At 63.9% G+C, this 16,679-nt stretch carries 16 protein-coding genes and 1 tRNA gene; 12 read left to right on the top strand and 5 right to left on the bottom strand.

Features of this window, described 5'->3' with window-relative positions; translation table 11 throughout:
- Positions 1 to 28: 28 nt before the first annotated feature.
- The 4 genes from greB to ACLBKS_RS01745 form a co-directional block, all read right to left on the bottom strand.
- The gene (gene greB / locus ACLBKS_RS01760; RefSeq protein WP_410191069.1) at positions 29 to 586 is read right to left on the bottom strand and encodes a transcription elongation factor GreB; all 558 of its coding nucleotides are present in this window, start codon (positions 584 to 586) and stop codon (positions 29 to 31) included.
- A 71-nt stretch (positions 587 to 657) separates the two neighbouring features.
- A tRNA-Arg gene (locus ACLBKS_RS01755) sits at positions 658 to 734 on the bottom strand.
- Positions 735 to 774: 40 nt separating this feature from the next.
- Complete coding sequence (locus ACLBKS_RS01750) at positions 775 to 1,725, bottom strand: response regulator (RefSeq protein ID WP_410191068.1); 951 nt, start codon at positions 1,723 to 1,725, stop codon at positions 775 to 777.
- Positions 1,709 to 5,092, bottom strand: a complete 3,384-nt coding sequence (locus ACLBKS_RS01745) for an ATP-binding protein (RefSeq protein ID WP_410191067.1) — start codon at positions 5,090 to 5,092, stop codon at positions 1,709 to 1,711. The genes ACLBKS_RS01750 and ACLBKS_RS01745 overlap by 17 nt, the downstream gene beginning before the upstream one ends.
- Positions 5,093 to 5,310: 218 nt before the next feature.
- Here ACLBKS_RS01745 and urtA point away from each other — a divergent pair, with 218 nt between their 5' ends.
- The 8 genes from urtA (at position 5,311) to ACLBKS_RS01705 (ending at position 13,115) form a co-directional block, all read left to right on the top strand.
- A complete protein-coding gene (gene urtA, locus ACLBKS_RS01740) occupies positions 5,311 to 6,579 on the top strand; it encodes an urea ABC transporter substrate-binding protein (protein ID WP_410191066.1) in 1,269 nt (422 codons plus the stop codon).
- Between the two features lie 135 nt (positions 6,580 to 6,714).
- Entirely contained in the window at positions 6,715 to 7,629 is a 915-nt protein-coding gene (gene urtB / locus ACLBKS_RS01735; RefSeq protein ID WP_410191065.1) for an urea ABC transporter permease subunit UrtB, read from the top strand.
- 28 nt (positions 7,630 to 7,657) lie between these two features.
- Positions 7,658 to 8,872, top strand: coding sequence for an urea ABC transporter permease subunit UrtC (urtC, locus tag ACLBKS_RS01730; protein ID WP_410191064.1), 1,215 nt, complete (start codon positions 7,658 to 7,660; stop codon positions 8,870 to 8,872).
- 23 nt (positions 8,873 to 8,895) lie between these two features.
- Positions 8,896 to 9,639, top strand: a complete 744-nt coding sequence (gene urtD, locus ACLBKS_RS01725) for an urea ABC transporter ATP-binding protein UrtD (RefSeq protein WP_410191063.1) — start codon at positions 8,896 to 8,898, stop codon at positions 9,637 to 9,639.
- 10 nt (positions 9,640 to 9,649) lie between these two features.
- Entirely contained in the window at positions 9,650 to 10,339 is a 690-nt protein-coding gene (gene urtE, locus ACLBKS_RS01720; protein WP_410191062.1) for an urea ABC transporter ATP-binding subunit UrtE, read from the top strand.
- 73 nt (positions 10,340 to 10,412) lie between these two features.
- A complete protein-coding gene (fmdA, locus tag ACLBKS_RS01715) occupies positions 10,413 to 11,645 on the top strand; it encodes a formamidase (protein ID WP_410191061.1) in 1,233 nt (410 codons plus the stop codon).
- 26 nt (positions 11,646 to 11,671) lie between these two features.
- On the top strand, positions 11,672 to 12,025 hold the full coding sequence (locus tag ACLBKS_RS01710) for a zinc ribbon domain-containing protein (RefSeq protein WP_410191060.1): 354 nt from the start codon (positions 11,672 to 11,674) through the stop codon (positions 12,023 to 12,025).
- 49 nt (positions 12,026 to 12,074) lie between these two features.
- Positions 12,075 to 13,115 (top strand): aliphatic amidase, encoded by a 1,041-nt coding sequence (locus ACLBKS_RS01705; RefSeq protein ID WP_410191059.1) that lies wholly within the window; start codon positions 12,075 to 12,077, stop codon positions 13,113 to 13,115.
- Between the two features lie 647 nt (positions 13,116 to 13,762).
- On the opposite strand, the gene ACLBKS_RS01700 is transcribed toward ACLBKS_RS01705, so the two are convergent.
- Entirely contained in the window at positions 13,763 to 14,038 is a 276-nt protein-coding gene (locus tag ACLBKS_RS01700; protein WP_410191058.1) for a cupin domain-containing protein, read from the bottom strand.
- Positions 14,039 to 14,277: 239 nt separating this feature from the next.
- Between ACLBKS_RS01700 and ACLBKS_RS01695 the strand changes: the two genes are divergently transcribed.
- The 4 genes from ACLBKS_RS01695 to ACLBKS_RS01680 all read left to right on the top strand — a co-directional run bounded on the left by ACLBKS_RS01695 (position 14,278) and on the right by ACLBKS_RS01680 (position 16,666).
- Positions 14,278 to 14,970, top strand: a complete 693-nt coding sequence (locus tag ACLBKS_RS01695; protein WP_410191057.1) for a Crp/Fnr family transcriptional regulator — start codon at positions 14,278 to 14,280, stop codon at positions 14,968 to 14,970.
- Positions 14,971 to 15,395: 425 nt separating this feature from the next.
- On the top strand, positions 15,396 to 15,698 hold the full coding sequence (gene ureA / locus ACLBKS_RS01690) for an urease subunit gamma (RefSeq protein ID WP_410191056.1): 303 nt from the start codon (positions 15,396 to 15,398) through the stop codon (positions 15,696 to 15,698).
- Positions 15,699 to 15,780: 82 nt separating this feature from the next.
- A complete protein-coding gene (locus ACLBKS_RS01685; RefSeq protein WP_410191055.1) occupies positions 15,781 to 16,356 on the top strand; it encodes a HupE/UreJ family protein in 576 nt (191 codons plus the stop codon).
- Positions 16,357 to 16,360: 4 nt separating this feature from the next.
- Entirely contained in the window at positions 16,361 to 16,666 is a 306-nt protein-coding gene (locus tag ACLBKS_RS01680) for an urease subunit beta (RefSeq protein ID WP_410191054.1), read from the top strand.
- Positions 16,667 to 16,679 lie beyond the last annotated feature (13 nt).

Genomic DNA, 16,679 nt, shown 5'->3' with positions numbered 1-16,679 from the left:
AATGGCCTGCGAGCGAGCCACCTGTCGATCAAGCCACTGGCTTGGGGTAGCTCACCTCCAGCACCTCGATCTCCTCAACGCCCGCTGGCGTCACCAGCTTCAGCACATCGCCGACCCGCGACTTGAGCAGGGTTCGCGCCACGGGTGAAATCCAGCTCACCTGGCCCCTCAGATTGTCCGCTTCGTCGATGCCCAGGATGGTGATGGTGCGCTCCACTCCCGCGCCGTCGGCGTAGGTGACCGTCGCGCCAAAGAACACCTGCTCGCTGCCATGGTGCACGCTCGGGTCCGCCACTTCGGCGATTTCCAGTCGCTTGGTCAGGAAGCGGATGCGGCGGTCGATCTCGCGCAGGCGTTTCTTGCCGTAGAGGTAGTCCCCGTTCTCGGAACGGTCCCCATTGCTAGCGGCCCAATGCACCACCTCCACCACCTTGGGCCGCTCCTCATCGATCAGTTGCATCAGCTCGGCGCGCAGCCTTGCGTAACCGGCGGGCGTGATGTAGTTCTTGCCGCCGGCGGGCAGCGCGGGCAGACCGATGTCCTCGTCGTCATCGGCGTCGGTTTCGCGGGTGAAGGCTTTGCTCATGGCGAACAAGAATCGGGCGAAGGGGCAAAAGGAAAAAGCCCGCAACCTTGCGGTTGCGGGCTTTTCTTTTTTGGTGCGGCTGGCAGGATTCGAACCCACGACCCCTTGGTTCGTAGCCAAGTACTCTATCCAACTGAGCTACAGCCGCGAAGCTGCGCATTGTAGCAGAACTTTTTTGGCTTTCGCGCTCAGTCTTCCAACAGAAGGCTACTGGCAATGGCGGCGGCGGCCGTGCGGGTCTCCACGCCGAGTTTCTCGAAGATGTGCTCCAGGTGCTTGTTGACCGTGCGCGGGCTCATGCCCAGGATGTCGCCAATGTCGCGATTCGTCTTGCCTTTGGCCAGCCAGGACAGCACCTCGGTTTCGCGTGGGGTGAGCGCCGCGCCACTGAGGCGCCGCTGGGACGGATCGCGCGCCGCCGCATCCGTAACGGAGGCCGAGGCGGAGGACTGAAGCTGCCGCAGCAGCACCATGCGTTCGCCCGGCCCGCCCGGGCCCAGGTGGCGCGCCTGCAAGGGACTGCCGTCGAACAAGGTCACCAAGGCCTCGCCCTGGTCCAGCAGTTGCAGCAGCCATCGGCGCAAGGCGCCCTCCCCTTCGGCCAGCGCCGGGATCTGCTGCAGCCAACGCGTGGCTTGCGGCGAGCGCCAGGCGATGCGCCCCTGACTGTCGAGCAGCAACACGCCCAGGCCCGCCACGTCCACGGCCTCCCTCGCGAGCCGGCTCACGTGGGCGTTGCGCAGGTGCGTGGCCAGGCGCGCAAGCACCTCGGGAATGCGCAGCGGCTTGACCACGTAGTCCACGCCACCGCTGGCGAACCCTTGAAGGATCTGCTCGGTCTCGGCCAGGCCGGTCATGAAGATCACGGGCACATGGGCCCACGAAGGTTCGCCCTTGAGTCGACGGCACAGCGAGAAACCATCCTCGCCCGGCATCAACGCGTCCAATAGCACCGCGTCGGGCACGCCCATCTCGAAGCGCTCCAGCGCCTCGGTCGCGTCACGCGCGACCAGCACGGTGTAGCCCTCGAGCGCCAGGGCGTCGCACAGCATGCGCAGGGTTTCGGGCGCGTCGTCCACCACCAGCACCACGTGGGAAACCGGCGAGGCAGCGGCGGCGGATTCAGGCGGGGGAAGCATCTTCGGTTTCTCTCAGACGAGCGATCAGGGCAGGAAAGTCAAACCGGTCCACGTAGGCCACCAGAACCTGCAGCGTCTCGGCCAAGGCCGGCACTTGCTCGGCACGCCCGCGCAGCAAGCTGCGCAGGCCACTGGCGTTGCCTTGGCGAGCCAGAGCGATCAGGCGCTCGCGCAAGTCTTGCGGCAAGGGCAAGGCACTGGCCATCGCCGGACTGGCGCTCGCCTGTGCCTCAACACGCGGTGCCTCATGCACCCACTCGAGTTGCAGCACACGCGCCAGCAGGTCCAGCAACTCCGACTCGATCACCGGCTTGTTCACGAAACCGCGCGCTCCCACCGCGGCCAGCAGTTCGGGCCGGTTCTCAAAGGGATCGGCCGAGACCAAGACGATGGGCAAGCCGGGCGCGACGCCGACCATCAGCTGCGCGGTCTGCCAACCGTTGAGATCGTCCATGTTGATGTCGAGCAGAACCGCGTCGGGCAAGCGCTGCTGCACGATCTCCAGTGCCTCCCTTCCGCTGGCGGCCTCTCGCACCACGAAGCCCAGGGGCAGCAGCAGGCTGGCCAACAACTGGCGCTGCACGGGTTGGTCGTCCACCACCAGCAAGGTGCGGCGTGGGTCCAGGTACCCAGCGATGGGCCGCAAGGCATGGGCGACCGGGCGGGCGGGCGGCTCGATCTCGCGCAGGTAGAGGCGCACGCTGAAGGTACTGCCGCGACCGACCTCGCTCTGCAGGATCAACTCGCCGCCCATCAGCTCGGTCAGCAGATGGGTGATGGCCAAGCCCAGGCCCGTGCCGGCCTCGCTGGAACGTCGCCCCGCGCTGCCGCGCTCGAAGGGCATGAAGATGCGCTCCTGGTCCTGCGGCGCGATGCCGATGCCTGTGTCCTCGATGTCGAAGCGCAGCACCTCATGCCGGCAGTCGACGCGGAACACGATGCGCCCTCGGTCCGTGAAGCGCACGGCGTTGGCCAGCAGATTGATGAGGATCTGACGCAGCCGCTTGGCGTCGGCGCGCACCCACGCTGGCACGCGGCCCAGCGTTTCGAGCTGGAAGGCCAAGCCCTTGCCTTCGGCCTGGGGCTGAACCATGCGCGCCAACTCGGAGAGGAATTCCTGGAACGGCAAGGGCGCCGGGTCCAACCGCAGGCGGCCTGCCTCGATGCGCGCCAAATCCAACAGCCCGTCGATCAGCGCATGCATGTGTTGGCCGCTTTGCTGGATGGTGGTGACGGCCTCGCGCGCGCCGCCCTTGAGCGCGTTGCCGCGCAGCAGGATCTGCGCGTAACCCAAGATGCTGTTGAGCGGCGTGCGCAGCTCGTGCGTCATGCCAGCGACGTAGCGGGTCTTGGCCTGGCTGGCGGATTCGGCGGCTTCCTTGGCGCTCTGCAGCGCCTCGTCGGTGCGCTGGTGGGCGTCGATTTCCTTCTGCAGCAACTGGGTCTGCCGCTCGGACTCATCGTGCGCCATGCGGCGGCTCTCGGTGGCCAGCACCACCCACCAGGCGCATACAGCGGCCAGCACCGCCATCAGCGAGAAGGCCTTGATGAAGGGCAGGCGCAGGGCCTCGGCATGCGCCGCGCCCTGCAGGCTTTCCTGCACATAGACCACCCCCAGCAAGAAGGCCATCAGCGCCGACAGCCCCAGGAACACGGCGAAGTACTGCGCAACACGGAAATTGAAGCGGTTGTTCAAACCCGCTGGCAACACCCAGGCCAGCGCGCGGCGCACCTGGTCGGCGGCACGTGCCTCGGTCTTGCAACGGTCATGACAACGCGATTCCAGTGAGCAGCACAAGGAGCAGATGGGTGAACCGTAGGCCGGACAATGCGCCATGTCAGCGCTCTCAAAGTGGTTGTCGCAAACGCTGCATCTCACCGGCTCGCCCTGCTTCCACGGCGAGGGATCGGTGCGCGCGAGGTAATAGCGTCCCCGAGTGGCCCAGGCCAGCAGCGGCGCGGTGAGCATCGCGGTGAAGAGCGCGATGAAGGGCGCGAAAGCCTCCGCCCAGACGCCCAGCAGTCCCGCGTAGGCCACGCAAGCCACGGCAGCCGCCAGCAGCATGGCGCCCAGGCCCACGGGGTTGAGGTCGTAGAGGTAGGCGCGGCGAAACTCCACGCCGGGCGGGCTGAGACCCAGCGGCTTGTTGATCACGAGATCGGCCACCAGGGCGCCGACCCAGGCAATCGCCACATTGGCATAGAGGCCCAGCACATGCTCCAGCGCGCCGAACACGCCCAGTGTCATCAGCAGCATCGCGATGATGACGTTGAACACCAGCCAGACCACGCGCCCCGGATGACTGCGCGTGATGCGCGCGAAGAAGTTGCTCCAGGCCAGAGAGCCCGCGTAGGCATTCGTGACGTTGATCTTGACCTGGGAGATGATGACGAAGACCACCATCAGCCACAGCGCCAGCGTCGGGCTGTCCACCGCCCGCATGTAACCCACCAGGAACATCTGCGTGGGCTCGGCGGCCTGGCTGGGCGAAGCCCCATATTGCAGGGCGACAAAAGCCAAAAAGGCCCCCGCCAGCATTTTGAGCATGCCGATGACGATCCAGCCCGGTCCGGCCAGCAGCACGCAGCCCCACCAGCGCCAGCGATTGGACTGCGTGCGCTCAGGCATGAAGCGCAGGTAATCCACCTGCTCGCCCACCTGCACGATCAAGGAGAACGCGACGGTGGCTGCGGCGCCGAACATCAGCGGCTCGAACTCGCTGCTGCCCGACGTGAGGCCCGACAAACCGGAGAAATCACGGTAGAGCTGAGGCTGCTCCAATGCGAACCAGGCAAAAGGCCAAAGCAGCAGCACGACCCACACCGGCTGCGTCCAGGTCTGCAAGCGCGAGATGAAAGTGATGCCGTAGAGCACCAAGGGAATGATCACGAGCGAGGACAACACGTAGCACCACACGAGTGGCCAGCCGAAGGCCATCTCCAGCGCCAGGGCCATGATGGCCGCCTCCAGCGCGAAGAAGATGAAGGTGAAGCTGGCGTAGATCAGCGAGGTGACGGTGGAGCCCAGGTAACCGAAGCCCGCGCCGCGCGTGAGCAAGTCCATGTCCAGGCCGTGCCGCGCCGCGTACACCGAGATGGGCAGACCGGTCAGGAAGGTGATCAGACCCATCACCAGGATGGCCCATAGCGCATTGCCGAAGCCGTAGCTCAGCGCGATGGCGCCGCCGATGGCTTCCAGCGCCAGAAAGGACATGCCGCCAAAGGCGGTGTTGGCGACACGCCATTCGCTCCATTTGCGTGCGCCGCGCGGCGTGTAGCGCAGCGCGTAGTCCTCCAGGGTCTCGTTGGCGACCCAGGAGTTGTAGTCGCGGCGGATCGGGAAGATGCGCTGCCGGGCGGTATTCATGAATGCGCCTCTTTCTGGGGACACGGGCATGCCCACGCGGGTGCACAAGCAAGAAGTGTTCTCGCGACGGCTGACCTCGGCGATACGTTGATTGACGTATGGGACGGCGACGAGGCTCTCCCTAATCTTCGGACAGCGGTGACGTCGTGTCGCGCGGCACCTGGCTGAAGGTGAAGGCCGGTGCTCTTGGTTCCCACCATTCTCAGCAGGAGTGCCCCATGAAGAAATCGTCCGTCCCCACCCCGCCGCAGGCCGCCGGCTTGCAACGCCGTCAATTGCTCCAGGGTCTGGGGGCCCTGTCCATCGCCGGCCTGCCCGCGCTCGGCCATGCCGCGGCGCCGCCCACCGCGACGGTCAACACGACCAAGCTGGCCGTGACCGACACCGAAGTCGTCGTGGGCCAATTGCACTCCTCCTCCGGCACCATGGCCATCTCCGAGACAGGCTCGATCCAGGCCGAGCAGCTGGCCATCGACCAAATCAATGCCATGGGTGGCATCCTGGGTCGCAAGATCAAGGTGATCAAGGAAGACGGCGCATCCGACTGGCCGACCTTCGCCGAGAAGTCCAAGAAGCTGCTGGTCAACGACCACGTGGCCGCCGTCTTCGGTTGCTGGACCAGCGCCTCGCGCAAAGCCGTGCTGCCCGTGTTCGAGAAGGAAAACGGCTTGCTCTACTACCCCACCTTCTACGAAGGCCTGGAACAGAGCAAGAACGTGATCTACACCGGCCAGGAAGCCACGCAGCAGATCATCTACGGTCTGGACTGGGGTGCCAAGGAGAAGAAGGCCAAGACATTCTTCCTGGTCGGCTCGGACTACATCTGGCCGCGCACCTCGATGAAGATCGCGCGCAAGCACATCGAATCCGTGGGCAAGCTGGGCAAGGTGGTGGGCGAGGAGTACTACCCGCTAGGCAACACCAACTTCAACTCCCTGATCAACAAGATCAAGGTCGCCAAGCCCGACTGCATCTTTGCCGCCGTCGTGGGTGGCTCCAACGTGGCCTTCTACAAGCAGCTCAAGGCCGCGGGCATCACGGGCTCGAAGCAGTTCCTGCTGACCCTCTCGGTGACCGAGGACGAGATGACCGGCGTGGGCGGCGAAAACTTCGAGGGCTTCTACAGCTCGATGAAGTACTTCCAGTCGCTGGACAACGAAAACAACAAGAAATTCGTTGCCGCCTTCAAGGCCAAGTACGGCAAGGACGCCGTGATCGGCGACGTCACCCAAGCCGGTTACCTGGGTCCCTGGCTGTGGAAGGCCGCGGTTGAAAAGGCCGGCAGCTTCGACGTGGACAAGGTCGTGGCCGCCTCGCCCGGCATCGAACTCAAGACCGCGCCTGAAGGCTACGTCAAGGTGCACGAAAACCATCACCTGTGGAGCAAGTCGCGCATCGCCATTGGCAACAAGGACGGCACCTTCAAGGTGGTGGCCGAGTCGCCCAAGCTGATCGAGCCCGATCCCTTCCCCAAGGGTTACCAGTAAGCAGGTCCCGTACTCCGCGAGGGGTCGGGGTGGCGGCCCGGGTTGGAACGGGGAATGGCCGCCACCCCGTTTTTCTGCCTTGCGTCCGGGTGACCCACTCGGGCGCAGGCCCACGCTCAAACAGGCAGGTGACACATGGAATTCTCGGAAGTACTCAACATCGCCCTCATGCAGGGTTTCGCAGGGCTGAGCCTGTTCTCGGTGCTGCTGCTGATGGGCCTGGGCCTGGCCATCATCTTCGGCCAGATGGGCGTGATCAACATGGCGCACGGCGAGTTCATGACCATCGGCGCCTACACCGTCTTCCTGTTCTCCACGCTGACGGAGAAGTTCGCGCCAGACTTCCTGCCCTTTTACTTCCCCCTGTCCATCATCGTGGCCTTCCTGCTGGCCTTCGTCGCGGGCTGGCTGGTGGAGTGGGGACTGATCCGCTTTCTCTACAAACGCCCGCTGGACACCTTGCTGGCCACCTGGGGCCTGAGCCTGGCCGTCCAGCAAATCTTCCGCTCGGCCATCGGGCCCAAGGAAGTGAGCCCCACGCTGCCTGAGTGGCTGATGGGGTCCTGGGCGCCGCATGAGGGCTTGGACATCCCGATCAACGGCCTTTTTGTGCTCGCGCTCACCACACTGGTGACGGGTGGCGTGCTGATTGCGCTGTACAAGAGCCGCTGGGGCCTGCGCGTGCGCGCCACGGTGAGCAACCGCACCATGGCCAACGCCATCGGCATCAACACCAAGAAGACCGACCGCCTGACCTTCGCCATCGGCTGCGGCATCGCTGGCGTGGCGGGCGCGGCCTTCACCACGATCGGCTCCACGGGCCCGACCAGCGGCTCGCTCTACATCGTCGACTCCTTCCTCGTCGTGACCTTCGGCGGCGCGGCCAGCCTGCTGGGCACCGTGGCCTCGGCCTTTGGCATCGCGCAGACGCAGTCCATCGGCGAGTTCTTCATCACCGGCTCCATGGCCAAGGTGCTCACGCTCTCGCTCATCGTCGTGATCCTGATGATCCGCCCGCAAGGCCTGTTCGCCAGCAAGGTGCGCCGCTGATCCCGCCTTTCACTTCCGGAGTCCCCTCATGAACCAAATCACCGCGTGGATCACCCGCAAGGGTCTGGGCAAGGTGCTCATCCTGGCCCTGGTGCTACTGCTCGTCTTTCCGCTGACCTTCGATATCTTCCGCCTCAACCTCGTGGGCAAGTACCTGAGCTACGGCTTCGTGGCGCTCGGCCTGGTCATGCTCTGGGGCTACGGCGGCGTGCTCAGCCTGGGCCAGGGTGTGTTCTTCGGCCTGGGCGGTTACGCCATGGCCATGTTCCTCAAGCTGGAAGCCAGCGACCCCATCAGCACGAAGATTCAGTCCACTCCTGGCATTCCCGACTTCATGGACTGGAACCAACTCACGGCCTTGCCGCTGTGGTGGGAGCCCTTCCAGCACCTGCCCTTCGCGCTGCTCGCGGTGGTGCTGGTGCCCACGATCCTGGCCTTTGTCATCGGCTACGCCATGTTCAAGCGCCGCGTCGGCGGCGTGTACTTCGCCATCATCACGCAGGCGGTGGCGCTGATCCTGACCGTACTCATCGTGGGTCAGCAGGGTTACACGGGCGGCATCAACGGCATGACCGACCTCAAGACCTTGCTGGGCTGGGACATCCGCACCGACAGCGCCAAGTACCTGCTGTATTACCTCTGCGCCTTCTTGCTGCTGGGCACCATCCTGCTTTGCCTCTGGATACAGAAAAGCAAGCTCGGCACCCTGCTGCTGGCCATGCGCGACAAGGAAGACCGGGTGCGCTTTTCAGGCTACGACGTGGCCATGTTCAAGGTCTTCGTCTTCTGCCTGGCGGCCATGCTGTCGGGCATCGGCGGCGCCCTGTTCACGCTGCAAGTTGGGTTCATGTCGCCTTCCTTCGTGGGCATCGTGCCCTCGATCGAGATGGTGATCTACGCGGCGGTGGGGGGTCGCATGAGCCTGGTCGGCGCGGTCTACGGCACGCTGCTGGTGAACTTCGGCAAGACCTATTTCTCCGAGACCTTCCCCGACCTCTGGCTGTTCCTGATGGCCGCGCTCTTCATCGGCGTGACCATGGCGTTCCCGGAAGGTCTGGCGGGTCTGTGGGCTCAGAAGGTGGTGCCCTGGTGGCAGCGCAAGCAGGCCGAGCGCAAGGCCATCCGCGCCGCGGTCCGCCGCGACGCCAGTACCCCCGCTTCCACCGAGACCCTGCCCACGCCGCCTGCGAGCCGGGGCGGTTCTCCCGGCGCCACGACCACCTTGAGCGGTCAGCGCGCCTGACGCCGAACCCCAGGAGCCCCCCCATGAGCAACACCGACTTCGCCCTGGCCGTGGAAGACCTCACGGTTTCCTTCGACGGCTTCAAGGCCATCGACAACCTCACCCTGTACATCGACAAGAACGAGCTGCGCGTGATCATCGGACCCAACGGCGCGGGCAAGACCACGCTGCTGGACCTGATCTGCGGCAAGACCAAGGCCAGCGGCGGCAGCATCAAGTTCAAGAACGAGGAACTCACCGCCCTGGATGAACACATCCGCGTGCGCCGAGGCATCGGTCGCAAGTTCCAGACGCCCTCGATCTATGAAAACCTCAGCGTGTTCCAGAACTTGGAAGTGTCCTTCCCGTCGGGACGTTCCGTGTTCGGCGCGCTGGGCTTCAAGTGCACCGACGAGGTGAAGGCCCGGGTGCAGGTGGTCGCCGAGGACATCGGCTTGGCTGAGCTGCTGGACAAGGAAGCCGGGCTGCTTTCTCACGGCCAGAAGCAGTGGCTGGAGATCGGCATGCTGCTGATGCAGGAGCCCGAGTTGCTGATGTTGGACGAGCCCATCGCGGGCATGAGCGCGCGGGAGCGCGAGCTCACGGCCGAGCTGCTCAAGCGCATCTGCAAGAACCGCTCGGTGATCGTGATCGAGCACGACATGGAGTTCGTCAAGCAGATCGCGCACAAGGTCACGGTCATGCACCAAGGAAAGATCCTCGCCGAGGGCTCCATGGAAACGGTGCAGGCCGACCCCAAGGTCATCGACGTTTATCTGGGCCATTGAGGAGTAAGACATGCTCAAAGTCACCGACATGTACACGGCCTATGGCCAGAGCGAAGCCCTGCACGGCATTTCCTTCGAGGGCCACAAGAACGAGACGGTCGCCATCATGGGCCGCAACGGCATGGGCAAGACCACGCTGTTCAAAAGCCTGATGGGCGTGCTGCCGCTCAAGTCCGGCCAGATCGAAGTCAACGGACAAGATGTCTCGAAGGACGAAAGCTACCGCCGCGTCGCCAAGGGCATCGCCTACGTGCCCCAGGGCCGCATGATCTTCCCCACGTTGACGGTGGAGGAGAACATCCAGACCGGTCTGGAAAACGCCAAGGTCAAGCGCATTCCCGAGGAAATTTACGCGCTCTTCCCCGTGCTCTGGGACATGCGACGCCGCAAGGGAGGCAACCTCTCGGGCGGTCAGCAGCAGCAGTTGGCCATCGCCCGCGCGCTCGTGACCGACCCCAAGGTGCTGCTGCTCGACGAACCGACCGAGGGCATCCAGCCTTCGATCATCAAGGACATCGCCAAGGCGCTCAACGAGATCCGCAAGCTGCGCGAAATCACCATCGTCGTGTCCGAGCAGGTGCTGTCCTTCGCGATGGACGTGGCCGACCGCCTCTTCGTGATCGAAGGCGGCCGCCTGGTGCACGAAACGCCGCGCGCTCAGACCGACGTGCAACGCATCAAGTCCTACCTCTCCGTCTGACACGCATCACTGACGACCGTCTGATCCCTCCACCCAACCCACTTCCGATTCAACCGCCACAAGGAGCACCACCATGGCTGACACCCTGATCAAAGTCGACCTCAGCAAACCCGCCCCCAGCAACGAGATGGTGCACAACCGTTGGCACCCGGACATCCCGATCGCGGTCTGGGTCAACCCGGGCGAGGACTTCGTGCTGGAAACCTACGACTGGACCGGCGGCTACATCAAGAACAACGACAGCGCCGACGATGTGCGCGACATCGACCTGTCCACCGTGCACTACCTCTCAGGCCCGGTTGGTGTCAAAGGCGCGCAGCCGGGCGACCTGCTGGTGGTCGACCTGCTGGACATCGGTGCCAAGCAAGACAGCCTTTGGGGCTTCAACGGTTTCTTCAGCAAGAAGAACGGCGGCGGCTTCCTGACCGACCACTTCCCGCTGGCGCAGAAGTCCATCTGGGACATCAACGGCCTCTTCACCAAGAGCCGCCACGTGCCCGGGGTGGAGTACGCCGGCCTGATCCACCCCGGCCTCATTGGCTGCCTGCCCGACAAGAAGATGCTGGACGAGTGGAACAAGCGCGAGGGCGAACTCATCGCCACCGACCCCTCGCGGGTCCCCGGTCTGGCGAATCCTCCCTTCGCCGGCACCGCGCACTGCGGCAAGGCGCAGGGCGACGTGAAAGGCAAGATCGCCTCCGAAGGCGCGCGCACCGTGCCGCCGCGCGAGCACGGCGGCAACTGCGACATCAAGGACCTGTCGCGCGGCTCGCGCATCTTCTTCCCAGTCTACGTGGATGGCGCTGGCCTTTCGGTGGGCGACCTGCACTTCAGCCAGGGCGACGGTGAAATCACCTTCTGCGGCGCCATCGAAATGGCGGGCTGGGTGCACATGCGCGTCAACCTCATCAAGGGCGGCGTGGCCAAGTACGGCATCAAGAACCCGATCTTCAAGCCCAGCCCCATCACGCCCAACTACAAGGACTACCTGATCTTCGAAGGCATCTCGGTCGACGAGCAAGGCAAGCAGCACTACTTGGACGTGACCATCGCCTACCGCCAGGCCTGCCTCAACGCCATCGAATACCTCAAGAAGTTCGGCTACAGCGGCGCGCAGGCTTATTCCATCCTGGGCACGGCGCCGGTGCAGGGCCATGTGAGCGGCGTGGTGGACGTGCCCAACGCCTGCGCCACGCTCTGGCTACCGACGGAGATCTTTGACTTCGACATCAACCCCACGGCGGCCGGCCCGGTGAAGTTCATCGACGGCAGCATCCAGATGCCGATCTCGCCCGACGTCAAGTAAGCCGCAGTCAGCACGAGGAGCCTCGCATGCCCACCTACGACTACGCCTGCCCGGACTGCGGCGGCTTCGAAGCGCTGCGCAGCCTGTCGCAGCGCGACGAACCTTGCGCGTGCCCGGACTGCGGCGCAAGCGCGCACCGCGTCTTCGTGGCCGCGCCACGCCTGGCCTGCCTGAGTAGTGAAACGCGCGCGGCACACGAAACCAACGAACGGGCGGCGCACGCGCCGCGTTCGTCTCGCGATGGGGACTACGGACGGCTGCGGCACCCGGCGGGCTGCGGCTGCTGCTCCGGGTCGTCGTCCAAGCGCAGTTCGACGGTGCGCGCCCCCGATGGCTCCAAGACCTTCGCGGGCAAGCGCCCCTGGATGATCAGCCATTAGCGCTCCCCCCCAGGCTGGCATTGAGATGAATGAATAGGAGCTTGCAACCATGATCCACGGCGATATTTCCAGCAGCCACGACACCGTTGGCGTGGCGGTGGTCAACTACAAGATGCCACGCCTGCACACCAAGGCCGAGGTGCTGGCCAATGCCCGCAAGATTGCCGACATGGTGGTAGGCATGAAGCAGGGCCTGCCCGGCATGGACTTGGTGATCTTTCCGGAGTACAGCACCCACGGCATCATGTACGACGCCAAGGAGATGTACGAGACCGCCGCCGCCGTGCCCGGCGACGAAACGGCCATCTTTGCCGAGGCCTGCCGCAAGGCCAAGGTGTGGGGGGTGTTCTCGCTCACCGGCGAGCGGCATGAAGAGCACCCGAACAAGGCGCCCTACAACACGCTCATTCTGATGAATGACCAGGGCGAGATCGTGCAGAAGTACCGCAAGATCATGCCCTGGGTGCCCATCGAAGGCTGGTACCCAGGCAACTGCACCTATGTCTCGGACGGCCCCAAAGGGCTGAAGGTCAGCCTCATCATCTGCGACGACGGCAACTACCCCGAGATCTGGCGCGACTGCGCGATGAAGGGTGCGGAGCTCATCGTGCGCTGCCAGGGCTATATGTACCCGGCCAAGGACCAGCAGGTGCTGATGGCCAAGGCCATGGCCTGGGCCAACAACAGCTACGTGGCGGTGGCCAACGCCACGGGTTGGGACGGCGTGTACAGCTACTTCGGCCACAGCGCCCTGATCGGCTTCGATGGCCGCACCCTGGGCGAATGCGGCGAGGAGGAAATGGGTGTGCAGTACGCGGCCCTGTCCAAGAGCCTGATCCGCGACTTCCGCAAGAACGGTCAGAGTGAGAACCACCTCTTCAAGCTGCTGCACCGCGGCTACACGGGCAAGATCAACTCGGGCGAGGGCGACAGCGGCGTGGCGGCCTGCCCCTACACCTTCTACGGCCAGTGGATCAGCGACCCCGAAGGCACGCGCAAGCAGGTGGAGTCGTTCACGCGCAGCACCGTGGGCACGCCCGAATGCCCGATCGAGGGCATTCCTAATACGCCGGCCACCCCGGTTGATTGATGGGCATCGGTGGCGATGCGCGTTGGTGTTCAGCCATTCTTATTGATGTCAAGCAGGCAGCAAGTAGAAGATCGCCGCATCCTGTGGCCATTGGCGCATATCTCGTTTCGTCAAAATGGAGTTCGCATCGACGTTTATTCTGCCGCTGCTTCGCTCGATTGATGCCTTGTAGAACGTAGACCACCTTGACGACGGATTTCATCTCTAAAGTCCTGGCATTGGAATGCTCTTGCCTGGCGATGCGCCGCTTTAACGGCGCTCATCGGACCACATCAAGTCGCCTGAGGTTCCTCACGTAAAGGCTCTGGTAGATAAGCCCAACCACTGCAGGACCAGCAATCGTACGTAGTATCTCCGGTGTATGTGCCGAAAGATGGATGAGGCTACCGCAGATCACGCTTATAAACACAGGTGCGGCGATGGACACGGGCGTTTGCCATCGTCGCCCGCGCAAGCCAGCATAGGTGAACTCCGTGATCGTCATCACCACCAGCGAGAACAAGAGACTGAAGGCCCCCTGCGTCAAAGCAGCTATCAGTCGACGATCGGTATGGTCCTTGTTCGCCCAGTAGGCCCACAGGCCAAAGACAACAAATGCCAGTAACGCGGAATAGAAAACACGGCCGACTCTTTTCGGAACCATGGCTTCACTCAGGGATAAGGCTCAGGCGAGTGCCTTCGCATGGAGTCATCGCCACCATCTTCCCGGGCTGCTCCTGACGGAACCGATGCCACACGCCCGCAGGCACGATCACACCGCATCCTGCCGACAACCTCGTTCTCCGAGGGCCATTGGCTTCTAACAGCTCCAGGTCCACGACACCGCTCATCAGGAAGATGACTTCGTCACCCGTTGGATGGATCTCCCAGAACTCTTCATGCAGGTCCTGCGGTGTCTCGAATGAATAGGCGCCCAGCAGCAAGCCTCCCAGTTGTGCGCGTTGGTGCGCCCCAGCGTCTGAGTCCCGAATAACGCAAGCGCCCGCAGCAGCAGACCAATGGACTCGAGCGTCGTCTAGCCCTAGGACAAGTGGTTCCGTTAACGACATAGATGTTGGAGATGATGTAGTCATGATCGGTATCATAGGAATTCATTCGCTCACACACAGTCGGCTGGCCGACACAAGGCTTCGCTCAAGACGTCATACAAGCCATCACCCACATGCTGAGTACAAGCCAACGCAACATCCTGCTCATGGGCCGTTGGTTCGGAGCTTTGCCGGTGTCCATGCAAAGCGCCCTGGCGGCAGGCGCTAGGACCGTCAACCTGCCGCGCGGAGGGCTGGTCTTTAGACGTCATGACTCCAACGACGGTCTCTATGGTGTTTTGGAGGGCGCGATTCGGTTCTCTGTGATCAGCGACGAAGGAAAGGAAACCGTCGTTGGCTTGGCCGGGCCGCCGAATTGGTTCGGCGAAGTGGCACTGCTGGATGGCGGTCGTAGAACGCACGATGCGTGGGCGGACACAGACTGCGTACTGGTCCACGTTTCTTTGCGGCTCATCACGAGCTGGCTGGTAGACCATCCAGCGCACTGGAAACACATCGGCCAACTGGCCACGCACAAGCTTAGGGTGATGTTCACGCGACTCGAGGACGATCGTTTGCAGCCGGTTCGCACGCGCCTGATTCGTTGCGTAGTGACCTTGCTGGACGGCTATGGCCAGCGCGAACCCGGAGCCCAGCGTCTGCGCGTTTCACAAGAGCGGTTAGCCACCTTACTGTCGCTGAGTCGCCAGACTGTCAATGAGCTCCTGCGTGAGCTGGAACGCGAGAGGCTCGTGTCCTGCAACAGGGGCGGTCTGGAGGTACTGGACTTGATCCGCCTTCGTGAACTGGGGCAGCCAAGTGCCTGAGCTCAACCTGCATCGGCTCGTCGCCTTTGTGACTGCTGTTGACTTTGTGCCTCCGATCGCCACAGAGGCCAGGATGCAACCCCCGAGTGCCAACTCGTCCACCGCGAGCGCTAGCGCTGAGACAACACCCATGCTGCAGCGCTGTCATTGACCCGCCTGGGCCCGCCCGAACCTACGGCCTGATCGTCTATCCTGGCGCGGCCACATGCGCCTGACGCACATTTGCGGTGCATCTCCATCGAATTCTTGCGTACACCACCCAGTTGCATCGCCATCCGATGGCTGCAACTGCATGTTTCTAGGGCAATCAAATTTTTGATTGCCTTAATTTGGTGCACATCGTCCATCGTGCACCGCGGCACTACGGGACCACTGATGGCATATCTATTGCATACACTGCTTCTTAGAAGAGAAGGCACACGACCATGGAACTCACTCCTCGTGAAAAAGACAAGCTGCTGATCTTCACCGCCGCTTTGCTGGCCGAGCGGCGCAAGGCACGCGGCCTCAAGCTCAACTACCCGGAGGCCGTGGCCTACCTCAGCGCGGCCGTGATGGAGGGCGCGCGCGACGGGAAAACCGTGGCGCAGCTGATGAGCGAGGGCCGCACCCTGCTCACACGCGACGAAGTCATGGAGGGCGTGGCCGAAATGATTCCCGATATCCAAGTCGAAGCCACCTTCCCCGACGGCACCAAGCTCGTGACGGTGCACCAGCCCATCCCCTGACTCTCCAGCGCGGTCCGCTGCAAGCCTTTGCCGGGCCCCCAACGCATACGCCTGAACGCACAAGACACCAAGGAAGTCCCGCATGAAACTGCACCGCCTATCTCCTCTCCTGCTTCTCGGCGCCAGCTTGGCCGCGTCCGCCCACGTGGGTGGAGACGGCGGCGGGCACCATGGTTTCGTGTCGGGCCTCAGCCACCCCTTTTTCGGCCTGGACCACTTGGCCGCCATGCTCGCGGTCGGCATCTGGAGCGCGCTCTCGGTGCGCCGCATCTGGGCCGCTCCGCTGGCCTTCGCGTTCACGCTTTTGGCCGGGGCCTTGTTGGCGCAGGCAGGCCTGAACTTTCCGGCGATTGAACCGATGATCGCGGCCTCGCTGCTGGCCGTCGGACTGCTGCTTGCGCTGCGTGCCCGCTTGGGTGCGGCGGCGGCATCCGCCCTGGTCGCAGTCTTCGCGCTCTTTCACGGCGCAGCGCACGGCAACGAATTGACGGGCGCACCGGCTCTGGTCGGCATGGTGCTGGGCACGGCCCTGCTGCATGGCGTGGGCCTGCTGCTGGGCCGCTGGCTGCAGCAGCGCCACGTGATGCTGGCGCGCGCCATCGGCATCACCGTCGCGGCCTTCGGACTGTTCACGGGCGCCCTGCTCGTCGCGGGGTAAGGCCATGATCCCCGGCGAACTGCTGATCGACGACGGCGCGCACCCGCTCAACCCCGAGCGGCGCACGCTGACCGTGGTGGTGAGGAACACCGCAGAGCGGCCGATCCAGGTCGGCTCCCATTACCACTTCGCCGAGACCAACGGCGCGCTGGACTTCGACCGCGCCGCCGCACGCGGCATGCGGCTCAACATCGCCAGCGGCACGGCCGTGCGCTTCGAGCCAGGCCAGCAACGCACGGTGGAGCTGGTGGACTACAGCGGCGATCGCCGGGTCCACGGCTTCCGTGGCCTCGTGCAAGGAAAACTCTGAAGCCCCACGCCAG

Source organism: Hylemonella sp. W303a (genome assembly GCF_046452315.1).
Lineage (GTDB): Bacteria > Pseudomonadota > Gammaproteobacteria > Burkholderiales > Burkholderiaceae_C > Hylemonella.
The sequence above is the reverse complement of the archived record's forward strand: the minus strand, read 5'-3'. Positions and strand labels throughout refer to the sequence as shown.

Excerpts from the sequence above, each read along its gene's own strand:
- ACLBKS_RS01750 (WP_410191068.1), bottom strand. The coding sequence starts at position 1,725 with ATGCTTCCCCCGCCTGAATCCGCCGCCGCTGCCTCGCCGGTTTCCCAC.
- ACLBKS_RS01685 (WP_410191055.1), top strand. The coding sequence starts at position 15,781 with ATGAAACTGCACCGCCTATCTCCTCTCCTGCTTCTCGGCGCCAGCTTG.
- ACLBKS_RS01695 (WP_410191057.1), top strand. The coding sequence starts at position 14,278 with ATGCTGAGTACAAGCCAACGCAACATCCTGCTCATGGGCCGTTGGTTC.
- urtE (WP_410191062.1), top strand. The coding sequence starts at position 9,650 with ATGCTCAAAGTCACCGACATGTACACGGCCTATGGCCAGAGCGAAGCC.
- greB (WP_410191069.1), bottom strand. The coding sequence starts at position 586 with ATGAGCAAAGCCTTCACCCGCGAAACCGACGCCGATGACGACGAGGAC.
- urtD (WP_410191063.1), top strand. The coding sequence starts at position 8,896 with ATGAGCAACACCGACTTCGCCCTGGCCGTGGAAGACCTCACGGTTTCC.
- ACLBKS_RS01745 (WP_410191067.1), bottom strand. The coding sequence starts at position 5,092 with ATGAATACCGCCCGGCAGCGCATCTTCCCGATCCGCCGCGACTACAAC.
- urtB (WP_410191065.1), top strand. The coding sequence starts at position 6,715 with ATGGAATTCTCGGAAGTACTCAACATCGCCCTCATGCAGGGTTTCGCA.
- urtA (WP_410191066.1), top strand. The coding sequence starts at position 5,311 with ATGAAGAAATCGTCCGTCCCCACCCCGCCGCAGGCCGCCGGCTTGCAA.
- fmdA (WP_410191061.1), top strand. The coding sequence starts at position 10,413 with ATGGCTGACACCCTGATCAAAGTCGACCTCAGCAAACCCGCCCCCAGC.
- ACLBKS_RS01705 (WP_410191059.1), top strand. The coding sequence starts at position 12,075 with ATGATCCACGGCGATATTTCCAGCAGCCACGACACCGTTGGCGTGGCG.
- ureA (WP_410191056.1), top strand. The coding sequence starts at position 15,396 with ATGGAACTCACTCCTCGTGAAAAAGACAAGCTGCTGATCTTCACCGCC.
- ACLBKS_RS01710 (WP_410191060.1), top strand. The coding sequence starts at position 11,672 with ATGCCCACCTACGACTACGCCTGCCCGGACTGCGGCGGCTTCGAAGCG.
- ACLBKS_RS01680 (WP_410191054.1), top strand. The coding sequence starts at position 16,361 with ATGATCCCCGGCGAACTGCTGATCGACGACGGCGCGCACCCGCTCAAC.
- urtC (WP_410191064.1), top strand. The coding sequence starts at position 7,658 with ATGAACCAAATCACCGCGTGGATCACCCGCAAGGGTCTGGGCAAGGTG.